Source organism: Devosia sp. LjRoot3, assembly GCF_964252865.1.
Lineage (GTDB): Bacteria > Pseudomonadota > Alphaproteobacteria > Rhizobiales > Devosiaceae > Devosia.
Genome location: NZ_CAXUPK020000009.1, coordinates 15,165 through 36,572, shown reverse-complemented (window position 1 = coordinate 36,572; position 21,408 = coordinate 15,165). Strand labels below are relative to the sequence as shown.

Genomic DNA, 21,408 nt, shown 5'->3' with positions numbered 1-21,408 from the left:
ATTCGTGCACAGAACCGACTGGCCGCGCTGACCGCCCAAAGCTCCTGCGACCTCGCCGCGGTCTTCCAGAGGGGGTGCACCCAGCCTTGGCCGAGAGTTCGGCTAAACCCGGGGGTGCCAGCCGATCTGTTGCGAACCCGCCCAGATATCAAGGCCGCCGAATGTTCCTTGGACGTTGCAACTACCGAAGCAAGTCTGGCGGAAGCTGCACTTTGCCGCAGCGATTGCGCCAGTATATCGTCGAGGTCACCAACCGAGTTGGGACTGAACCAAGCACCCTCTTCAGGTGGTGGGGAAGTGTTCCTGCAGATGTTTATCCATCGCAATTAGCATGCAGCGATATAAGCGGGCAGTGGAGCGTGCTGATGAAGTGCTGTCCTGATGACCTACGATCTGCTCCATGAGCAGCAGTTGGCGAGACAGAAATTCCCTGCGAGCATGGAGATGCCGGCTCATTTGGTCGGAGGTTATTAGGTTAGCGTGCTTTGTCAGAAAGGCAAAGGAGCTTCTATAGGTGTCCTCCGCGCTCGACTGCATCAGCGAATAAACCAACGAATTTCGCCCGATATCGGTGATGCGGTACACCTTACGGCTCGGGCGCACACTCCCATAATCGACCACATAGGTCACCTCATTCTTTTGCTCAAGTCGAGCGAGCGCCGGATAAATCGATCCGAAGCTGGCGCTGGCGAAGAGCGCTCCCTCGCCATGGGTATAGTACTGTTTGATATCGTAACCCGAGGCATCGCGATCGATCAAAACAGATAGGCAAAGCTGCTCCGACGTCATGATGTGCTCTTCTTAAAAAGGTACATGCGAAATCAGGGCGATCCAAAGCTTTAAGTGCGCCAGGAGATTTCGCATGTTGAGCGTCGGGGTTTGAAGCCCGACCCGCGTAGCAGTCAGTTGGAAACGACAGCGAGGTCGCTCTTGCTGAAGATCTTCATGCTGATGTCTCCATTCTCATCCACCAGAAACGCGCGATAGTGGCTGCCCCAAACTTCGAGGTCGGTGACATCATATCCCTTGCTCTCGAGGCGCTGGGTGACGCTGGATTTTTCTGCGTTGGGGAAATTCCGGCCGCCGCTGTCCTGAGCATTGGCAGCAGACACAGAGACAATCCCCATAAGAGCAACTGCGAGGACGATATGGTTTGACGTATTCATTTTTCACCTGAGTGACATTAGGCAGAGCTCATGGTGTTGGTGGCTCGACCATGTGTCTTTTCATCGTTTGATTTTAAGAATGGCCAGGGGTCCTGAGAGCTGGCAGCGCCCAAATGTGCGACGCCAGCGACGTTAGAAGCGGAAATTGACGCCGGCCTTGATCGCATGATTGACGAGATCGTCCTTACGACCGATGCCGGCAATGGTGGATTCAACGCCATTGAAGCGCGTCTGGGTGTATTCCAGCTTGCCGGAGAGTTGCTCCGTGAACGCCACTTCAACGCCGCCACCGAAAGCGACACCCGCTTGCCACCGGTCGCCAGACGTCACGGTGCCCTTGCCTTCAAGGCGAGCGAGGTTGACGCCGAGGGCACCGAACAACAGGATGTTGTCGAATGCCACGCCAGCACGAGCCTTTGCGGTGCCGTTCCAGGTTTGCTCCAGCAGGCCACCGGCGCCAATCTGGTACTGCAGGCGGTTGGTGTAGATACCTTCGAATTCGCCGCCGACAACGAAGTGATCGAACTGCTGGTTGTAGCCAATCTGAACGCCACCTGCGATGTCGCGGTCGTTGCCATTGTTCGTGACGAAACCTGCACCGATATTGCCGCCAACGTAAAAGCCGGTCCAACGGTTGGACTTTGGCACTGCGTAGTCGAGCGCAACGTCAACCGAGGTTGGGGACGAATATGTTGGCAGATCGGCAGCGTGGACCGTGGCAGCGGCGCCCACGGAAACGACGCCCGCAACGAGCAGTGCAAACGTGGCTTGGAGTTTCATCTTTGTAGTTCCTTCAGAGTTCGGGCTGAGTTCATCCCGGCATTGATGTTTTCGCTCGGGAGAGTGGAGATTTTGTCCCGCGTTGGTAGAGGTTTTGTGTAGGGAGCGATCAACGCGCGGCGACAATTTCAGGCGCGGCCGGCACCACAGGCTCTCCCCCCAAGGCGCGGAAAATTTGCACCTCGTTGAGAAGCTGCTGGAGGCGGTTCGCAACCACGGCGCGCTCTGCGGTCCGGCTGCGCTCTTGGGCATCCAAGAGAACACGCAACGTCACCGAACCGGCCGTGTATCGCTCGTCAATCACTCTTGCTGCCGTAGTTGCTGCTTCCAGAGCAGCGCGAAGGCGACGGGCCTTTTCGGCCAGCATCGTTCGGGAGCTCAATGCATTAGCGGTATCGGCGAAGGCGTTGAGGAGCGTCGTTCGAAACTCGATGGCCGCGAGCTCGTACTCCGCCTCCGACACTTTTAGGCGAACCTGGCCATCCGCAAAATTGAGGAATGGCAGGGTGAGACCAGCGCCGAGCGTCAAGATGGGGTTGGCAAGAACCTGCATGAGCTGGTCGCTTGTGCCACCCAGATTGCCGGTGAGACGCAGCTGCGGATAGAGGCTGGCAGTGGTGACGTCGACATTGCGCAGTGTTGCCATCAAGCGCAATTCGGCAGCGCGAAGGTCGGGCCTTCTGGAAAGAAGGGTGACTGGCAGGCCCGTGGAAACCACGACCGGCGTGTGGACGGCGAGGCGGGCTGGCTCGCTGACCGGGCTCGGTTGTCCGTTCAGCAAGGTGGCCAGAGTGTTTCTGGCGACGACTCGGCTTTGCTGCAGGTCCGTGAGTGCGGCAGCCTGTTCGGAAACCGCCTGGCGAACCTCCGCCAATTCCAGTTCGGTTGCTGCACCGGCTGTTGATTGGCTCTCAACCAAAGACAGGGTCTTACGCGCTGCGCTCAGGCTCTGCTCGGCGATCGCGATATTCTGATTGGCGAAGGCTAGGCGCCAGTAGGCTTCAATGCTGGATGCAATCACAGTTGTGCGGGCCGCCAGAAGGTCTTCGCTTGTGGCAATCGCCCGGAGGCGCGCCGCATCTTGCTCGCTAGAGAGGCGCCCCCAAAGATCGAGCTCGTAGCTGGCACCCAGCGACGAGGCGGTTGTGGCCAAGGCGAGACCGCCATTCAGGGGGGTGGCGCGCTCTGCATTTCCCGACCCAGTCAGGGTTGGCATCAAAGCGAGGCCGGAGCGTTCAGCCTGCAAGAGAGCGATGCGAACGCGAACGGAGGCCGCAAGCATGTCATTGTTCGATTCGAGGACCCTGGCGACCAGCCTATCCAGATTGCTATCGCCAAAACTGCGCCACCAGTTGGCCATTGACAGGGGATTCCGGACACCCGCTGCATCTCCCCAATTTGGAGCATTCGGGATAGCAGGCCGCGTGTAAGTGCTGAGCGTCGTGCAGCCGGCCAGTAGAATGCCGGTTAGGGCTATGGTTGCGACGTGCCTGATCATGCTTCGAGGTCCTGACTGAGGGTGGGCCGGGTACCCCGGCTCACAGCAGCTTTCTAAACCTCCGTTTGTGTGGCGATTGTCGGCGTTGTGTGGAGGTTTGGTCGACTGGGCCTGTCGGTGCATTGACCTGCGTCGGGATCGCAACGATCCTGACGATCGAGAGGATTACCGATGTTCGAAGCACTCATATTGATCATCGAGGACGATCCCGAGATCGTTGACATCCTGCGGGGCTACCTGGAGCGAGAAGGGTTTCGCACGGTGAGCGCATCAGATGGTCAAACTGGGCTCGTCTTCCATCAGCAGCTCAAACCCGACCTGATCTTGCTCGACGTCAAGATGCCGTTTCTTGATGGCTATGGGGTGCTCGCAGCCCTGCGCCGGACGAGCGACACTCCCGTGATGATGCTCACGGCGCTGGCAGAAGATCTCGATAAATTACAGGCCCTGCGCATCGGCGCGGACGATTATGTCGTCAAGCCTTTCAATCCCCTGGAGGTGGTTGCCAGGGCGCGCGCTATTTTGAGGCGCAGCCAAGGCGCCAAAACCGAGAAGAGCTTACGCATTGGTCGTCTCACCGTAGATCCCGTTTCCTATACGGCCGTCGTGGACGAGTCGTCAGGCGCTCGACCACTAGACCTGACGCGAACGGAGTTTCGGCTGCTTTCCCACATGGCTCGACATCCAAATCGGGTCTTTGAGCGCAGCGAACTGGTCGACGCCTGCTTGCCTGAAGGTGATGCGCTCGACCGGGCTGTCGATTCCCATGTCAGCAACTTACGCCGCAAACTGACGGCGGTTGGTTTGGGCGAAATGCTTACTGGCGTGCGGGGCGTCGGCTATCGATTGAACGGCCAGTGACACAGGAAAGCTTCAGCTCGGTTCTCGTCCGTAACATGCTGCTGGTCGCAGCGTCGGCCCTTGCCACCTTAACCGCTGGGTTCACAATCTATGTTCTGATCTGGTACCAATTCCACCCTCCGACGACGACGGATACCTTCGCCTGGTATGATTTTGTGGCGCTGGCGGTAGTTGTCATTGTTAGCCTTCTCATCGCTGCATTCATGGGGGTGCGGCTGGGCAAGAAGGTGGTGAATGCTCTTCTGGCAATTGGTCGTGCTGCGGGCGCAATAGCAACAGGCAATTTTTCGATCAGGGTGCCCCAGCAAGGCAGCCCGCTTGGGGAAATCGATGACGTCATCGACAATTTTAACCGGATGGCCGAACTGTTGGAGAGCGCGGAAGGTGAGTTGCGATACCAAAATTCCGCGATTGCCCACGAGTTGCGGACGCCGCTCACCATCTTGCGGGGGCGGCTCCAGGGAATGCGCGATGGTGTTTTTCAACCCAGCCCACAGCTCTATGACGCCCTGATTTCCCACGTCGATGGCATGACCAATATCGTCGAGGATCTTCGAATTCTCGCGCTCTCGAATGCGGGCAAGCTAGAATTGCGCCTCGAACACGGCAATCTGGCCGACGAGATCGCGAGCACAGTTCAAGCCATGCAGGGGGAGCTGGAACGTCACGGCATGGTCCTGACCTTGGATCTTGGCTTGGTGCCGATCTCGATGGACAAGGCGCGCATCCGGCAAGCAATTGTTGCTGTTGTCGACAACGCCATCCACTACGCTCCCCATTCCAAACTGCAATTGACCACGCGAAAAATTGGCAAAACGGGCGTTTTCCGTTGCTCCGATGCCGGCCCCGGAATGTCGGATGACGAGATTACAAACGTCTTCGATCGCTTCTGGCGGGCGGATGCCTCGAGATCGCGTGCCGGCGGCGGGAGTGGGCTTGGCTTGTCCGTCGTGCGCGCCATTGCGGAAGCGCATGACGGCGCCGTAGCGGCGAAGCGAAACGAGATGGGTGGCATGACGTTCGAAATCGAACTCCCCCTTGATAGGCCCCAAAGTCGCACAAGCAGCGACTGACGGCGAACCGGCCTACACAGATGCGAAGTACCGCACGCAGGTTGAGGACGTACTCGAGTTCTTTGTACCGGGCAACACCGGTGCAATGGTGTCGCTTTCAGAGGTTGTTGCGCCTGTGTCGAGCACAACTGCCAAGCAGCTCACGCGTCATAACGGGTCCCTTGCCACCAGTTTCAGTCGCGAAGGTGCTCCTAGCGTGGTGAGGGGCGACGCAATGGCCGAGATCGAACATCTCGTTGACGATCTTGCGCCAGGCCTCGGTATCGAATGAACCAGAGGATCGATACAGGCGCCCACACGTCCGGTTTCGGCAAGCCGAGTGCAGGCCTGTGAAGTGTGTAGGGGGGGCGGCATCGGTCGATCAGCATCATTCGGAACGTTTCCAGACCGCATATTATGCGAATCCAAGTATCGCGGCTCCCTGGGTCGTGGCGGCTCTGCGCCCAATTCCAGTATCCAAGCCAATATTGGCAGATCCCAATAGCTGCCATGCGGGGTAACCAACCTTGCTGGGCTATCGCTCCTTCTCGATAGCGTTTCGGGCCCCAAGCTAATCGGCACCGCTGACCAGACGGTCGAGTATCTGCGGACCATCGACACCGGTGGCGACGAATCCTAAAGAGGAACCCCTGGCAGCTTCCGGGGCCTCAGTTTTTTGGTTCATACTATCAAACTTTCCCTGGCCGCACTGACGCTGATCGGCCTGACACCCCCCGCAATGGCATTTGGCATCGGGGAAGCGAGAAAAATCTTGCTCAACGACTGGGGCCTAAGCGATGCTCCTGAATAGAAATCAGATTTGCGCATCTTCGATCTCCGCTTTTGGTGAATGCGCGCGAGTGAATTGGATGTCCAACGATGTGGGGTGACTGACAGGTGAACCAGATAGTCGCTCTACAACCGGGCATGCTCCGCACCAACCTTCGGGGCCAGATCCGACAAACCCAGCTTCCGAAATGGAAGGCGCTCCTTCCGTTGTTCGAGGCGGTGATGAACTCGTTTCAGGCGATCCAGGATGCCGGGGGCGATCGACGCCACACGGTGACGATCGTGGTGGAACGTGACGACAATCTGCTTGGCAGCGACAATTCCCCGATCGTTGGATTTGAAATCCGCGACACGGGAATTGGCTTTACCGATGAGAATTTCGATTCTTTTAACACCGCATATTCGGAACATAAGTACGATAGAGGCGGAAAGGGCCTTGGCCGCTTCATGTGGCTCAAGGCTTTCGAGACCGTCCACCTAAAAACCGTGTTCCAAGCTCAGGACGGAGATGAAGAGCCTAGCTATTGGATACGGGATTTCGAGTTTGGCTTCGACTATGACCCCGATGCCGCTAGTGCAACTTCCATAGAGAGCGGCGCGCCTGGTACCACCGTTAAACTAGGTGGCTTTCTCTCCCCTTATCGCGAGGAATGTCCTGCCGACATCGATGTTCTCGCCCAGAGATTAGCCGAGCATTTCATCCTCGTTTTGATGCAGCCGGACTGCCCTGAGGTGGAGATTCATGACGGCGGCATCAAACTGTCGCTCAATAAGGTATTCACCGAAAGCTTCCATCGTGGCGGGCACAACGAGAGCTTCGAGATCGGCGGCCGTAGTTTCCGTATCGACGGGTTCAGACTTCATTCCCCGCGCGCTGCCAAACACCGCCTTATCTATGCGGCCAACTCGCGTGCCGTGATCACGGAACGGCTGGATCAGTTCATCCCCAATTTCATCGGGCGCCTCCAGGACGAAGAAGGCGATAGCTTCGTCTATCTCGCAGTCGTCCAAGGCGACTATCTCAATGATAGGGTCAATAATTTCCGCACTGACTTCGACATGCGCGAGGAGTTGGAAGATGGTCAGAGCGACCTTCTCCAACTCGAAGATTTGCGACGATCGGATATTCGCAACGAGTGTCTGGCGTTCGTACAGCGCGACCTCTCCGACCTGATCGACGGCCTCAATACGGCAAAGGCTAAACGGGTCCGAGAATACGTGCGGATTGATGCGCCGCAGTACAAGCCGCTACTGCGCTATCTGGATCATTTCATCGGATCGATCTCTCCAAATGCCTCGAAGATGGACATGGAGCTTGCCCTCCACCGCGAACTCCATCAGCGCGAAGTCAGTCTAAAACGGGAGGGATCCCGGATACTGATCGAAGCAGCCAAGCAGGAAGATTACGAGGGATATCGGCTGCGACTGTCCGAATTCATGGAACGCTCGAACGAGCTCGGTGTGTCAGCGCTCGCCCAGTACGTGTCGCACCGAAAGATCATCATTGAGCTGCTGGAGAAGGCCCTCGCCAATGACAAGAAAACTGGCAAATATCCACTCGAGGAGGCGGTCCATAATATCCTTTTCCCAATGAGAGCGACGGACCATGATATACTGTATTCGCAGCAGAACCTCTGGATCATCGACGAGCGACTAAATTTTCACTCGTTCATTGCTTCGGACCGGCCGCTAAACTCTCACGCCGAATTCACTTCGGATTCACGCAAACGGCCCGATTTGTTCATCTTCGACCGAAAGATCGCCTTCTCCGAACGGCGAGAAGATGGAATGCCGTTGAATAGCATCTCGGTTATCGAGTTTAAGCGACCACAACGAGACGACTACACAGCGGACGACAATCCGCTTCGGCAGGTGTTCGATCAGATACAGCTCATTCGCGGCGGCCAATTCAAGGACGACAATGGCCGGCCACTCGTAGTCGCCGGTGAAAAGATACCCGCTTCCGCCTATGTCGTTTGCGATATCACGCCAAGCATGAAGAACGAACTTGGCATAGCAGACGCAATGCCGACGCCGGACCAGCTATCTTACTATGGATATCACCGCCATTTCGGGATCTATTTTGAGGTCATCGACTATAGTCGGCTTCTTATTGATGCCAAACGGAGAAATAGAGTGTTTTTCGACCGACTAAACCTTATGGACACGTAGCGATAATACTCGCTGAGAAGCATCCAATAGGAGTCGATAAAATTATCTATGAAGAAGCCTGGATCCGCCAAAAGCACCATGTGATCTGAGCAAATCTGTGCTCGTTCAATTGGGTGAGGTTATTGGTTTCCGAATTGGTTAGCGTAGGCAAATCAAGAAGCGCTTATCTACCGAATTCCCTCAGATCGTGTCGGGACCGGAAAGCAAACGCAATCAGGGCACCATTTTCCCTCTTCTCGCCATCGAGCGTAATTTCCGGAGCAATAGCGCAAGCTTCTGTTGAGCCTAGAGAACGCGACTTGACTTGAGCTGCCGGTGCCATTCACAAACTGCTTAGCCAATGTACAGGCAGCAATAGCCGCCTCAAGCATCAATTGTGTTGCCTTGAAGTAAAACATGCACAGTGTCCCACCTCCAAAAAAATCGCTGCTCAAATGGCTGGATGACTATCCCAGTGAGGTTGATAATTACGGCCACCTGCTGCTGGAGCAGTTGCAGGCAATCGACGATGAAATAAAGGGATCGATAGTCCCCTATTTCGAGTCTGCTCACCTGGATGCTCGTGAGTGCTTTCATCGCCTGGCCCGCATCAGCCTCCATCCAGACGACGGGGACATAGGGTGTGATTGCCAGTATCCCAATGCGCTTCCCCTGATCACCCGCAAGGGCCTGTTTGGCGAAGTCATGTCGGGGATGTTCACCGAAGCGTACGAGTTCGTCGGGAAGCACGAATGGCTGATCCCGGTGTTCCTCTTCCGCAACCATGAAGATGCCGGGCAGTACATCTACACTTTGAATCGGGACCCCGAACGTAAGCGCGAGGTGCTTGGACGCAAAGGTGACGATTTCATCGCTATTGTTGTCGACAAGGACGGCAACGTGGTGCGGTTCATCGCTGGTGAAGCCAAGTGGCGAGGCACTTGGAACGCCTCGACTTTAGCCACGGTCATGCTGGGACCCAAGATAGGGCCGGAAGGGGACAAGGCCCACAACAATCGTGGTGTATGGTTCGAAGTCAACCGGGCGCTTAATGTACCTTTGGGCCTTGAGCAGCTCCAAGCCATTCTGCTGGATCGTGAGCCGACAAAGTTCGCTTCTGTCATTGCATCGCTCGATCGTATTCTCGCACATCGAAACCCCGATCCGGTCGAGCGAACAGATCTGATTTTGCTGGCCGGCGGTGCATCGAAAAAGCGTAAGCCACAAACGTCCCTTCTACCTTGGAAAACAATCCCCGAGGAATATACGGCCGGCCGAGATTTGCAGGTCGTTGAAATGATCATCGAAGACGGCGATGACGTGATCAACGCCATCTATGACGTTCTATGGGCAAAGGACAAACCCGATGCCGGAATTTGACGACGAACGCGTTGCGCTGGCTACCGCGATCCAGAACGACCTAGGCCAGGAAGGCACGCTCAGCTCGTTGCAGGCCCGATCGTTTGTTCGCTGTATGCAGCTGACCTGGGAAGTCGAGGCAATTCGATGGTCTGAACGGGATTCCCGGACGACACTTGATCAGGCTCGACACTTGATCCGTGCTGGACGCATCTTGACCACAGTTGAGCAAGGCGACCCAGAAACGGCGGCCCTGGCCTTTCGCCGTGCTGGAGAGCTCCTGGAATGGTTGGCTAGATCTGACGATGAGATCGGTGCTGAAACGCCAGCGGCGCTCCTGGCAGCTGGGTGCTACCAGCTGGGCGGCCTGCCTGCGATGGCAGCAGGACTTTTGCGCCAGGTGACATCTGATGATCGAGGAACACGTCTTTTTGCTGATTTCCTGCGGGCAGACTTTGACGGTGTTCTTCGAAAAGCGGCGCGCTTCTGGGCCAAAAATAGGCCTCTTACAGAGCCTGGAGCTTCGAAGCGCTTCTTCGGCGAGGACACCAGAGAAAGTACCGCCTGGTTCGGCACGGTTGAGCTTGTCCGTTGCATAGGTTTGGCGGCGCAATCGCTTCGCCGTGGTGACACCGAGAGGTTCGATGCCGCATTAACGAGGCTCCAGGACGTAGAGCGCTTTCTTGTCCGCTCTGCATCAGACGACGTCGCGCTATTGGCGTATTTTCTTCGCGCTACATGCGAAAGATTTGGCAAGGCGACAATCTACGATCCGCTAAGGCGGCTTGCGGCCCTGGCTCCAACCCACGAATTTCACGCCCTGGGATTTGCTCGTCGCCAATATGCGCGGGGACGTGGAATTCTTTGGCAATCGCAACAACAAGGCATTGAGCGCCTGATCAGCGACTCGTCTTTTGCACTTTGCACCCCCACCGGATCTGGAAAAACCCTCGTCGCCAACCTAGCAATTCTCAAGGAACTCCTGATACTTGGGAGCGATGACCTACTTGCTCCCCTTGCACTTTATCTTGTGCCTTCTCGGGCGCTGGCGAGCGAAGTCGAGGCCAAACTGGGCTTAGAATTGGGGCGAGAGGTCCTGGTAACCGGTCTATATGGTGGGTCAGACTGGGGCATCACGGATGCGTGGCTTACTTCAGACAAACCTACTGTGTTGATCGCAACGGTCGAAAAGGCGGAAGCGCTGATGCGCTATCTCGGGTCGATGTTGCTTGCACGACTTCGCCTCCTGATCCTCGACGAAGCCCATCAGGTTGTGATCGAGGACAATAAGCGCGAACGAGATAGCCTGGCTGAACACACTAACCGAGCCGTCCGGCTGGAGAGCTTTGTTTCCCGCCTTCTGTCCCGCAAGCCAGACATTGTTCGGCTAGCGCTGACGGCGGTTGCTGGCGGTGCTGCAGGCCCCGTAGCTCGCTGGATTGAATCCAACAACGAAGCAGAGCCTGTCGGTTCGCACTACCGTAGCGCACGACAGGCTCTTGGCATTCTTCAAGTCTCGAAGGGCGCACCGCGTATCGAACTTAGCCGCCTCAACGACCATCCATTGAGCGTCGAAGATGCTGGAGCGGTCTACATCCCGCTGCGCATTCCACCTATGCCCGAGCCTCTATCCGGCATACGGAATAGCCTCAACCACTACATGCAAAACACCATTCTCTGGACAGCACTGCATTTGAGTGATGGGGAAAGACGCATCCTGATTTCGCTCACACAGTCGCCTGAAGTAACAATGGGGTGGTATGCGAAAGCTTTTGACTTGGCCGGTTGGGAGAACGCGCCCGCCTTCGTTGCCCCAGAAGATGGCCCGGACGCTGAACTGTTTGCTGAGGCACGATCCGTATGTCTGGATTACTGCGGCCAGGATTCCTATGAGTTGCGTTTGCTCGACCGCGGTATCGCCACAAACCACGGTCAGATGCCCCAGCGCCTCCGACGCATGATGGTTGCGCTGATTGACCGCTCGGTCTGCCGCATAACTGTCGCTACAGCAACGTTGACCGAAGGGGTCAATCTACCTTTCGATATGATCTTCCTGCCTTCGCTCAAGCGAACGTCTTTCGACGTCGAAAATCAGCAGCGACATGAATATCCAATGTCGGCTTCTGAATTTCGCAATTTAGCGGGGCGAGCGGGCCGGCCGGGCGCGGCGAGAGGTATGGAGGGGCTAACGCTTATTGCCTTGCCGGTGGTTCGGTCAACAACAGCCCCAAAGCAAGTGGAAACGCAGGACGGGCAGCTAGCGGCATTCCGGAGCGACTACAATGACCTGCTTGCGCGTCTCGCTGGTGGAGGAACGGGTCAAACGTCAAGTCCGCTCGCGCTGCTCCTGTCTGAAATTCGCAAGCAGGCACTGCGTCTGCCAGGCATAGATGACGACAGTGATTTCATAGATTGGCTGGAGACAATCGCGCCGACAGACATTTCGTCGTTCGCCGGGCAGGCGCGCACAACGACACGTGCCAAGCTGGCAGACAGCATTGATGAGCTGGATGCCATGATATTGTCGGCCGTTGAGGAGGCTCGAGCCATCAGTGGCGCAGCAGCGACCCCGGCAGCCACCGAGGAAATGTTGGCTACTCTCTGGCAGCAAACGTTCACCCGCGTTTCCACCGTCCATCAAAACTGGATGGAGAAGGCATTTATCAAACGTGGCAATGCTGTGATTGAGACTGTCTACCCCGATGCGGAGGAGCGCAAGCGCCTCTATGATTATGGTTATTCCCCACATGTAGGCAGACGTTTTGAAACCGCGGCGACCAGCCTGCTAGCGATCCTGGAAGACACAGGGAGGTATGGTGACCAATCGGAAGCTGATAGGCTGGCTGTCTTCGTTCGCCTGGGAGATGTCGTGGCAGACGGTGGGGGCTTCGGCTTTTCGGTTCGGGACACCGAGATGGGCCGCAACCTCTATGCAAATTGGCGGCAGGTCCTGGCGTGGTGGATGGCGGTCGATGGCGCGGCGCAGCCAAGCCCTGGCGATCTGCGCGCTTGGCAAATTTTCACTACCGACAATCTAGAATTCAGGCTTGGCGTCGCTGTGGGCGCCGTTGTCGCTCAAATTTGGACGCAAAAGGCTGAGGGTGTGCTTGATACGCCCACGCTGGATAGCTGGCAGGAGGTCACCGAACTGCCCTGGTTCGCTTTTTGGGCTAAGGAACTGCTGCGTTGGGGCACTCTTGACCCATTCGTGGCGTTCGCGCTCTCAATGGGCCTGGCGAAATCACGACCAGAAGCGGCTGCGATGCGCGTCACTTTTTTAGCGTGGCTGGACGGAAGTCTGGATGGGGATGTGTCGGCAGAGGATCGCATCAACCCGAACCACTTCCTCGAATGGTCGCGATCACTTCGCGCCGCCCGTTCAGGCACGGAGCAGCGACTTCAAATCCAAGCCACGCTGTCAGGTACCGACGGCCGCCGGGGTCGTTACGCCGTCATCCCAGTCAGATCGCCAAACCGAATCCGCTGGCTTGATGCCTCCGGGTATAAACTTGCTGTTTCGGAAGTGCCGGAGACCTTCCCTCGTGGGACACTCCAAAGCAGCGACTACGACTTGATAGTGCAGGGCAGCAGCGTTTCGGTGATAAAGATTTTGTAGAAGGGGGTGACTTTTCGCTGCGATACTAACGGACCAGGCCCACACCTCCCTACATCGAAGGTCTGCTTTTATTGAAAAGTACACAGAACCCGACGTCAGTGAAAGTTCCGCCCTCTCATCCGAATGCTATCAATAGGTAGGTCCGGCACGTATATATCGCGCTGCCGAAAATCCTTAGGCTCTCGAGCTCGGCTATCAATACCCCCTCATCAGCAAATTCATCGCCGCGACCGGTGCGGTGAACAAAATCACCGTCGCGACCGCCGACGCTGGATACCTCGGAAGTCCTGGTGACCGTGGCTCTGCGCCGCATTCCGGTCAATTTTTCTCATCTCTTCAGTCTCCTGAAAACGGAAACTCTATGCGAGGACAGGGCGGAGCTTAGTCGCCCGCAACTTCGTCGGCACTTGCATGCGGCCAGTATCTAGAATTGACGAATATGCAATTGATCGATCAATTCCGATTGCCATTCCCAGAACTGGGCCAGACTTGTGAACCGACGTGTTGAAGCCGTATTGCACTACTGGCGTACCTCCCTCGCTGATGGAGCATTGGGCGAGGGCAAGTTCAGTGAACGCGATCGCCAGCGTTTCGTAGAGCTGTCGTCCGAGGCCTTAAAGACAGGCCTGCTGGCGCCAAGCGTGGTTGGCAAGCTATTTAAGGACGCGCCGAAAGCGAAAACCGTCACCGTCCGGTTTTGGCCCCTGGTCGTTGCAAAGCGGCTTTCCCACGGCCAGACACGCGCTGATGGGTTGCCTGATTTGGTCGCCCCCGTGGTTACTGAAGCGCTGATTGGCCGTGATGGTCGAATTTTGCCCCAGCGTAATGCAATTGCGCGGGACCTGCTCAGTCCATTGCCGAATGACGAGTTCACCATCGGCGCAGTGGAGGCGATGGATAAGTTCCTAACAGAAGAGCCATTGCGATTTGACGGCTCGTCGGACTGGGCAGCTTACTTGTCCCATTGCCGCAGAATGGTTGACGCCGTGGCAAAAGGTTGGCCCACAGGCGACTTGAATTACGGCCCCGCTGGCTTTGGTCTGCTGGAGCAGGCAGAAGACGCTTCGGCGACGATCCGCAATATCCTGGACCTATATGACAAGCTGCTCGCCGATCAGCCTGACGTACCTCTCCTGGCGGAGCTTGTCTCGCCTGCATCGGCTCCGGCTACTGATCCCAAGGTTGAAGGGGTGCTTGGTCGCCGTCTCGGCCATTCCAACCCTCACTTCCCGCTCGCCGAGCAACAGCGACAGGTTCTGGCTTGGCTCGACGCCGCCAAGCCGGGTGACGTTATAGCCGTCAATGGTCCGCCGGGGACGGGTAAAACGACCCTACTCCTATCCGCTGTAGCGGGTCTCTGGGTTCGATCAGCACTCAATGGCGGCGACCCACCGGTCGTCGTGGCCACGTCTTCGAACAACCAGGCCGTCACCAACATCATCGACGCCTTCGGCAAGGATTTTGCCGAAGGTGAAGGACCCTTTGCTGGGCATTGGCTGCCAGAGGTCAACAGTTACGGCATTTTCTTGCCTGCCAATTCTCGACGGCAAGAGGCAGCGGAAAAGTATCAGACGGAAGATTTCCAAACGCGCCTGGAAAGCTTGGAAGGATTTACCGCGGCAAAAGCGGCGTGGCAGACCTCTGCTTCAACGGCCTTTCCCGATGTTCGAGGCGAGATTTCGGATTTGGTGGCGGCCCTCCAAGCTGCCATTGCCCGACAGGTGAGAAAACTCGAAGAGGCTGACCGTAGTCTTGAGCGGCTGTCGATCGCGCTCGAAGCCGCTCGTGCACTCGGAGCCGACCCCGTTGAGGCAGAGACGCGCGCTCAGTCAATTGTCGACGACCACGCGCATTTAGTCCAAGCCTCCAAAGGTCAGCGCGCAGCATTTGAGAAGCAGCAGGCACGCGAATCTGGCCTTTTGGCATTGTTCAGTTTTCTTCCTCCCATTGAACGCAAGCGGGTACTACGGGCACGGCTAGCTGTTGGAGATATGCCCGGTCTCGATAATCTCGGCAGCATCTCCGAAATTGACCAATACCTGGCTCGGATTGTTCGCAGCGCCGAAGCGGAGCACACAGCGGCCGTGGGCGTGCTCGCCTATATCAGAAATGTCCGGCGTGAACTCGATGCCGCTCTGTCTCTTCGAAAGCTTGCATTGCAGGCGCTCGATGGAATGGATGGAAGCGAGGATGGTCTAGAAGATCGAACCGATGTGGGACTTCGGTTCCAGCTATTTCGTCTCGCCACCCATTATTGGGAGGGACGATGGCTGATGGCCATGGAGGCCGATCTAGCGGGGATCACCTCATCAGGTGCAAAGAGGGGTCGCGCGGCTCTCGTGCCGCGTTGGCAGCGGCGCATGATGTTGACGCCCTGCGCGGTTTCAACCTTTGCCACCCTGCCCTCGAAGCTCTCCTACAGCCGCCGCGATGGCAATGAATGGGCAACCGACTACCTTTACAATTTTATTGACCTCCTGATCGTTGACGAGGCGGGCCAGGCTCTGCCAGAGGTCGCCGGCGCTGCCTTCGCTTTGGCGAAGCGCGCGCTCATCATTGGTGATTTGAGGCAGATAGAACCAATCTCATCAGTACCCCGCGCCGTCGATGTCGGGAATTTGCGCGAGGCGGGGCTGCTAGCACCAAATGCAGATATCGAAACTCTGAGCGCGACGGGAATCTGCAGCACATCTGGGAGCGCTATGCAAATCGCACAGGTGGCGTGTCGGGTATCTCCGTGGCCTGATCTCGCCCCCGGTCTGTGGCTCCTAGAACACCGTCGCTGCTATGACGAGATTATCGAGTACAGCAGTGCCCTGTGTTACCAAGGCAAGCTTCTACCTCGTCGAGGACCAGCACCAGGCGATGCGCCCCTGCCCGCCATGGGCTACGTCCATATCGACGGAAAATCCATCAAGGCGGGTAACAGCAGATCAAACCTATCTGAAGCCCAAACCATCGCGACTTGGATCGCGAAAAACCGCCCGCTACTGGAATCTCGATACGATCGCCCAGTAGAACAAATTGTTGGCGTTGTAACCCCCTTTGGCGCTCAGGTTCGTGAGCTGCGCAGAGCCTGCTCCGCACACAAAATCACGGTTTCTGGCCGCACAGGCATGACGATCGGCACGGTCCATGCGCTGCAGGGTGCGGAGCGCCCAGTGGTGATATTTTCGCCGGTATATTCCAAGCACGCTGACGGCGGCTTCATCGATGCTTCCCCCAGCATGTTGAATGTCACCGTCTCGCGCGCCAAGGACAGTTTCCTACTGTTTGGTGACATGGATTTGCTAGCGAGCGCGGCGCTTGGATCCCCGCGGGCACTATTGTCGAATTTCCTCGACCGGCCTGGCCGCGAACTCGAATTCCAGCCGCCGCCGCGTCTGGATCTACAAGCAAGCCAAGGACAGCTACAAAGTCTCCGCGACGCCGCAGAACACGATGCGTTTCTGCTGGGTGTTTTGTCGAGTGAGGCTCGTCGATACCTCATAGTCAGCCCATGGATCAAATTGCGCACCATGGAGCGTACAGGCATTTTGGCTGCCCTCAGAGCTGCCGTTGACCGCGGCGCGCTTATCGACATCTACGCCGATCCATTGCTGAATTCTGGTCTGATGCCCAACGGCGACAAACAGATCGACGAGGCAGCCAATGCATTGAAGCAAATTGGCGTCACGCTACAACGCCTCGAGAAGCTTCACAGCAAGATTGTCGCCGTCGACGACAACCTTCTTTGTGTGGGCTCCTTCAACTGGTTGAGTGCCGACCGAGAGGGACAATATGCTCGCCACGAAACCTCCTACGTCTATCGTGGCGAAAGCGTAGAGGCGGAAATTCGGGTGACGACGGAAGACTTAAAGCGACGAGCCAAATAAGCAGGTGGCATGAAAGCCAGCCTGCCAATTAAAGGCATTCGCCTCATCTCAGTCGTTCAGCACCATTGAGAAAAATCCAAATAGCTGACCTACCAATCAAACAAATCAGCGAAGCGTCGGGTGCTCGGTAACGGTGATCGTGTAAGGTCACTGCGTGAGCGAGCTTGGACCAACACTTGAAGACCTTCATGCTGAGATAGGCAGGACCCTCATCTTATGGGGCTGGCTTGAAGGTGAAATGATCGACGCTGGAATAAATTGGCGCCGTGCAGCCCCCGCTGCCGAGACAGACCCACTAAAAACGTTCTTGCACGAGCTTGTCGAACCCCGAGGTGTACGCAACGCCATTGCGCATGGACTCGCATCTGCTCATGGCAACCCATGGAAGCCAGAGGTCGAGCCGTACGTCACCTGCAGGACCCTCGACGCCGGAGTGAGGAAAATAACTCTGAGTGACCTGCGTCGAACACAATCCCAGCTCCAGTGCCTTCGAAATATGTTGCGGAATCTCGCCCCGCAGCTCCCCGCTAAATCTCGAGGATAACCACTAGACTGGTAGCGGCGCGCCCCATTGCAGACAATCAGGCGGGATTTTCATGTTTCCAAAAGCCGACGGTCCGCTTTTGTTCGAATGCTGCGACAGCACACGCAAAAAGCGGCAGCGAACTTGTGTTTGCATCTTCGTCAGCACGTGCGTTCTACTCCGACGTCATGGGCCATCTCAATCGAATCGGCGTGCTGCGCAAGGATGCGACCTTCTCGGCTTGGCGGTGCTCCTGACGTTTTCTTCGACAGCGGCCGCGAAAAGCACCAGTTTTCAGCCCGAGATCAGGTTTTGAAGGTCATGTCCGCGAGAAATGACTCGCCGATATGCATGCTTCCGCCCGTCGCGTCGCCCTCAAGACGGATGCCCGAAGCAAGGTCCACGACCGCCGGGACCATTTTCTGGATCTGATCCTCGACCACTGGGTGCTCGCGTAGTTCGTCCAGAAAGGTCGATGAGACGCCGTAACGGAGAAGTATGGAATTGATCTGGCGCTTGCCGATGTGGATCGGTGTCGGAAGCGGCACCTCCACCTGTCGACCGCGATAGGTCCGACCGTCCGAGACCATCCTCTTTCGGCCCGTACGATTCTTGAATTCCTCTTCGGCGTTAGCGCGTTTACCCTCCACGGTTTCCCGTCGTTGGCGCTCCCGCTGGCCGTTTTCTTCGGCGCGCTCGGCCGGATTGTGCCCGGAAGGTGCGGAGACGGCCGATGAAATTGCCGGAAACCCGGCGAGGCGCAGCGCCTTAGCGCCGGTCGAACGGGTGGCGGCGTCATCGGCGAACTCGATATCGTCGGGGCCAACCTTAAAAGGGTCTTCGCCGGGAGGATCGATAACCCTCATGTCGCTGGCGTATCGACCGTTTTCTACGCCTAGAAACAGGCCGGCAGCGAGTATCTGGCCTGTCTTGTTTTGCGGGAACGCCACGGTCCTCTTCTGGGCCACAGCGCCCTTCGGAAACGGCAGTGCGGAGCCAAGCTGGCTATCGCGATACCCTGTACCCGTCTGCGTTCCCTTGCACTCTATGACATGCCATTTGCCGTTGGCGTCCCGCGCCACGAAGTCAGACGACTTCGTCGGGCCGCGTTTTTTCAGCGTGGCCGCCTTGCTCGCGCCCACTTGGGCAGCCATCCGGTCTATGAAGTAGCGCCCGTCGACTATCTGGGTCAGGCCGAGCTTGCCGGTCAGCCAGTACATCGGGGCGCCCATGCCAAAATCGTCGCTGAGGATGGTCTTTTGATGGGAGTCCAATTCGAAGAACGCCCGGCTCAGCCGCAGGTCGGAATCAGACGACACGGCGTGCAGATAGCGCACCCAGGCCCAAAATTCACTAAGCGAGACGCCCGACGCGTGCGACGGTGTGGTCAGGTAGCCGATCGTCAGCAGTAGGTCAGGGATGTTTGCCGTCCAGGACTGCTTCGTCGGCATGAAAGCCGGCGGGTAGGATTTATAGGTCGGCGCTCCCGGCCACGTCGTCCGGTCCACCTGCACGTCTAGGGTGCGGTCCATTCCTTGTCTCTCTGCCGACGCGGGTCGGGCGCCAAGCTTTCCCAGCGCTTCGATACAGCATCGTCGCCTGAGAAGACAGCGCCGAAAGCAGAGTGTCAAACCTTAACGAAAAAGAAAAACCCTTCTGCTCGGCAGATTCCGGACGTTAGCAGCGTAAGGTGGCCGTGTGTGGCGATCTCACTCAGATGCCGCCATCTGGATCTCGTCTAATGTCGACTGTCCATTTCAAGCTCTTTTGGCGTCCCTATATGACCTGACACTAGGCCCAAGGATTTGAATTCAGCGCAGGAGGCATTTGTCGTTTCGCTCAGCGTTGCTTGGCGGCTGCGGTTATTGGCAATCCGCTACAGCGTCAGGAACGGCTGATATAGGGTCGGAGACAGACGGGCGCTATCGGAGTGGCAGCTTTTAGGCCGGTATCTAGCAAACGCTGGTACCATCCCACGATCATTCGCTGCGAAACGGCGTGGGGTAAGCCTCCGACGCAATGAGCCCCAACATCCGCTGTAGGCGATCATGCAGCCGCCGTTCAATCTTGCGATCGTTCAGGGGTATGTAGTGGGCTATATACTTAGCATCTTGAGTGATCTGAATCTGTATGAGCTGGGCGTTTTGAAAGCTTTCCACCATATACAGTGTCACAATTCCCTGGGTCAGACTCTCACAGTAAAAGTATCTAAGCGGGTGATACTGGAAATAGTGCCCACCCACTTTAGGTTCGCGTGGCCCCGATAGGCAGTTCGACGATGTCTGACTCAAAATATTCGCCGGTCAGAACATTTTCATAGCGAGCAGGTTTCGAGAAGGATGAGGGCTCCATGCGGGTATTGCCCCGCAAGATCTTGATCTCCATATCGGTGAACTGAACGTCAATGCGGCGGACGCGACAACATCACACTCTGAGTGGTGCGGATTGGGCGGCCTAGCCAAGGTGCGTCACAGGGCAACAATAAAACAAGAAAGCAGGCCTTAGGCCTGCTTTCTTCAGAATTCAGTTTCAATAGCACGAAGCTAAGGTACCAGCCGCTCTCTAGTCGTCCACTACTTGATCTTTACGATCCGGCCGTGGCGCGCTACGCGGGATGCATCATATCTTTTAAGAGCGGGGCATCTCAAACACGCTCCGCCTAATCACTCAGGCTCCTAAACCTAACTAGATATCAGTTCAATGTCAAGTTTAGACCACTGATGAACGCCTTGGTTCCTAACGTGGTTCCCGTACAGGGCCAAACCACGCCACAGCACGATCTACACTACCAAGATTATGTGCAGTGATCAAACTGCGCGCGGCAACTAGGGTTTCACCAGTCGCCAGAAGATCGTCCACAAGTAGGTAGCGGGCGCTCTGCATTTGCGGCGCAAAGCCGGGAGCAAGCTGAAGTGGGTCAAAAAACCCGCGTAGGCGCGTTTTGATGTTCTTGGCGGCGTAGGGCAGGTCCGCATTGCGATGCATCCAGCGGAGCAGTGGCCTCAGCTCCTGCACCTGGGCATAGCTTAAGGTCTTGTTCCCACTAGTGGTCAGAGTCTGCGCACGAATCATAGCCTGCGCGTTATTCGACTTAAGGAAAATCCCCTCCTGCACGGAAATGCCGGTCATTCTTGCGAGCCGTTTTGCGAGAATGCGCGCCAGTGCAGACGAAGAAGGCATTGGCACAATGGCGTCGATCTGGCCGGCGAGCACTTCCGAAATTGCTGCGAGGATGGTCGGCGCGTGCGCATTGAGCGCCCTGATGCTGGAATGGGATACACGCAGACCATCCGCACCCTTGAGGGCATAGATCAGGGGGCAATTGTCTCCCGGCACACGGTCATCGACACCCTTCGCCGTCTTGGCTGAGAGATACCTGCGCTGAAATGTGCAATGCACGGTCATGCCACGCAGATTGACCTGGGTGGGATTACCCTCAATTGCCGTATTGAGATGGTCGCTAACGCCGTGATCAACGATCACCTCACCATCGATAACAACAAGCCCCAAGGCACACCCCGAAAAAAACTTAGTCGTCTTAGCTCGGCGAGGGCGGCTGCGAAAGGGCATCGACAAGACGAACGAGAAGTTCGCCTTATAGACGTGTTGGGAGCATCGCGCATGTCTTGTTGCAGCACCATGCCGCGGCGGCCCCTTTTGGGCATCGGCATCAACGCCCTCGATAACCTAATCTGGCCGTTAGGCTTGAAGCGATTCCTTCCTGAAAGCAGTCATCTC

12 protein-coding genes are annotated in these 21,408 nt (G+C 56.8%); 6 read left to right on the top strand and 6 right to left on the bottom strand.

Annotation, left to right across the window (positions count from 1 at the left end; translation table 11 throughout):
• Positions 1-282 precede the first annotated feature (282 nt).
• The 4 genes from ACSQ2A_RS22380 to ACSQ2A_RS22365 form a co-directional block, all read right to left on the bottom strand.
• Positions 283-789: a PadR family transcriptional regulator gene (locus ACSQ2A_RS22380; RefSeq protein WP_436074061.1), complete on the bottom strand. Its 507-nt coding sequence runs from the start codon at positions 787-789 to the stop codon at positions 283-285.
• A gap of 113 nt (positions 790-902) precedes the next feature.
• Complete coding sequence (locus tag ACSQ2A_RS22375) at positions 903-1,166, bottom strand: hypothetical protein (protein ID WP_436074060.1); 264 nt, start codon at positions 1,164-1,166, stop codon at positions 903-905.
• A gap of 132 nt (positions 1,167-1,298) precedes the next feature.
• Entirely contained in the window at positions 1,299-1,946 is a 648-nt protein-coding gene (locus ACSQ2A_RS22370) for an outer membrane protein (protein ID WP_436074059.1), read from the bottom strand.
• Between the two features lie 109 nt (positions 1,947-2,055).
• The gene (locus ACSQ2A_RS22365; protein WP_436074058.1) at positions 2,056-3,444 is read right to left on the bottom strand and encodes an efflux transporter outer membrane subunit; all 1,389 of its coding nucleotides are present in this window, start codon (positions 3,442-3,444) and stop codon (positions 2,056-2,058) included.
• A 171-nt stretch (positions 3,445-3,615) separates the two neighbouring features.
• Between ACSQ2A_RS22365 and ACSQ2A_RS22360 the strand changes: the two genes are divergently transcribed.
• The 6 genes from ACSQ2A_RS22360 to ACSQ2A_RS22335 all read left to right on the top strand — a co-directional run bounded on the left by ACSQ2A_RS22360 (position 3,616) and on the right by ACSQ2A_RS22335 (position 17,147).
• A complete protein-coding gene (locus tag ACSQ2A_RS22360) occupies positions 3,616-4,305 on the top strand; it encodes a response regulator (RefSeq protein WP_436074057.1) in 690 nt (229 codons plus the stop codon).
• Positions 4,302-5,378, top strand: coding sequence for an ATP-binding protein (locus ACSQ2A_RS22355; protein WP_436074056.1), 1,077 nt, complete (start codon positions 4,302-4,304; stop codon positions 5,376-5,378). The genes ACSQ2A_RS22360 and ACSQ2A_RS22355 overlap by 4 nt, the downstream gene beginning before the upstream one ends.
• Before the next feature lie 876 nt (positions 5,379-6,254).
• Positions 6,255-8,318, top strand: a complete 2,064-nt coding sequence (locus ACSQ2A_RS22350; RefSeq protein ID WP_436074055.1) for an ATP-binding protein — start codon at positions 6,255-6,257, stop codon at positions 8,316-8,318.
• A gap of 396 nt (positions 8,319-8,714) precedes the next feature.
• Positions 8,715-9,677, top strand: a complete 963-nt coding sequence (locus tag ACSQ2A_RS22345) for an aminotransferase (protein WP_436074054.1) — start codon at positions 8,715-8,717, stop codon at positions 9,675-9,677.
• Positions 9,664-13,272, top strand: a complete 3,609-nt coding sequence (locus ACSQ2A_RS22340) for a DEAD/DEAH box helicase (protein WP_436074053.1) — start codon at positions 9,664-9,666, stop codon at positions 13,270-13,272. Before ACSQ2A_RS22345 ends, ACSQ2A_RS22340 begins: the two co-directional genes overlap by 14 nt.
• A 491-nt stretch (positions 13,273-13,763) precedes the next feature.
• A complete protein-coding gene (locus ACSQ2A_RS22335) occupies positions 13,764-17,147 on the top strand; it encodes an AAA domain-containing protein (RefSeq protein ID WP_436074052.1) in 3,384 nt (1,127 codons plus the stop codon).
• An 828-nt stretch (positions 17,148-17,975) separates the two neighbouring features.
• Here the strand turns inward: ACSQ2A_RS22335 and ACSQ2A_RS22330 are convergent.
• Complete coding sequence (locus ACSQ2A_RS22330; RefSeq protein ID WP_436074051.1) at positions 17,976-19,202, bottom strand: hypothetical protein; 1,227 nt, start codon at positions 19,200-19,202, stop codon at positions 17,976-17,978.
• A 1,204-nt stretch (positions 19,203-20,406) separates the two neighbouring features.
• The gene (locus ACSQ2A_RS22325) at positions 20,407-21,180 is read right to left on the bottom strand and encodes a hypothetical protein (protein ID WP_436074050.1); all 774 of its coding nucleotides are present in this window, start codon (positions 21,178-21,180) and stop codon (positions 20,407-20,409) included.
• Positions 21,181-21,408: the final 228 nt, after the last annotated feature.

Coding starts and splice junctions, on each gene's coding strand:
- ACSQ2A_RS22380 (WP_436074061.1), bottom strand. CDS start 789: ATGACGTCGGAGCAGCTTTGCCTATCTGTTTTGATCGATCGCGATGCC.
- ACSQ2A_RS22375 (WP_436074060.1), bottom strand. CDS start 1,166: ATGAATACGTCAAACCATATCGTCCTCGCAGTTGCTCTTATGGGGATT.
- ACSQ2A_RS22370 (WP_436074059.1), bottom strand. CDS start 1,946: ATGAAACTCCAAGCCACGTTTGCACTGCTCGTTGCGGGCGTCGTTTCC.
- ACSQ2A_RS22365 (WP_436074058.1), bottom strand. CDS start 3,444: ATGATCAGGCACGTCGCAACCATAGCCCTAACCGGCATTCTACTGGCC.
- ACSQ2A_RS22360 (WP_436074057.1), top strand. CDS start 3,616: ATGTTCGAAGCACTCATATTGATCATCGAGGACGATCCCGAGATCGTT.
- ACSQ2A_RS22345 (WP_436074054.1), top strand. CDS start 8,715: ATGCACAGTGTCCCACCTCCAAAAAAATCGCTGCTCAAATGGCTGGAT.
- ACSQ2A_RS22340 (WP_436074053.1), top strand. CDS start 9,664: ATGCCGGAATTTGACGACGAACGCGTTGCGCTGGCTACCGCGATCCAG.
- ACSQ2A_RS22330 (WP_436074051.1), bottom strand. CDS start 19,202: ATGGACCGCACCCTAGACGTGCAGGTGGACCGGACGACGTGGCCGGGA.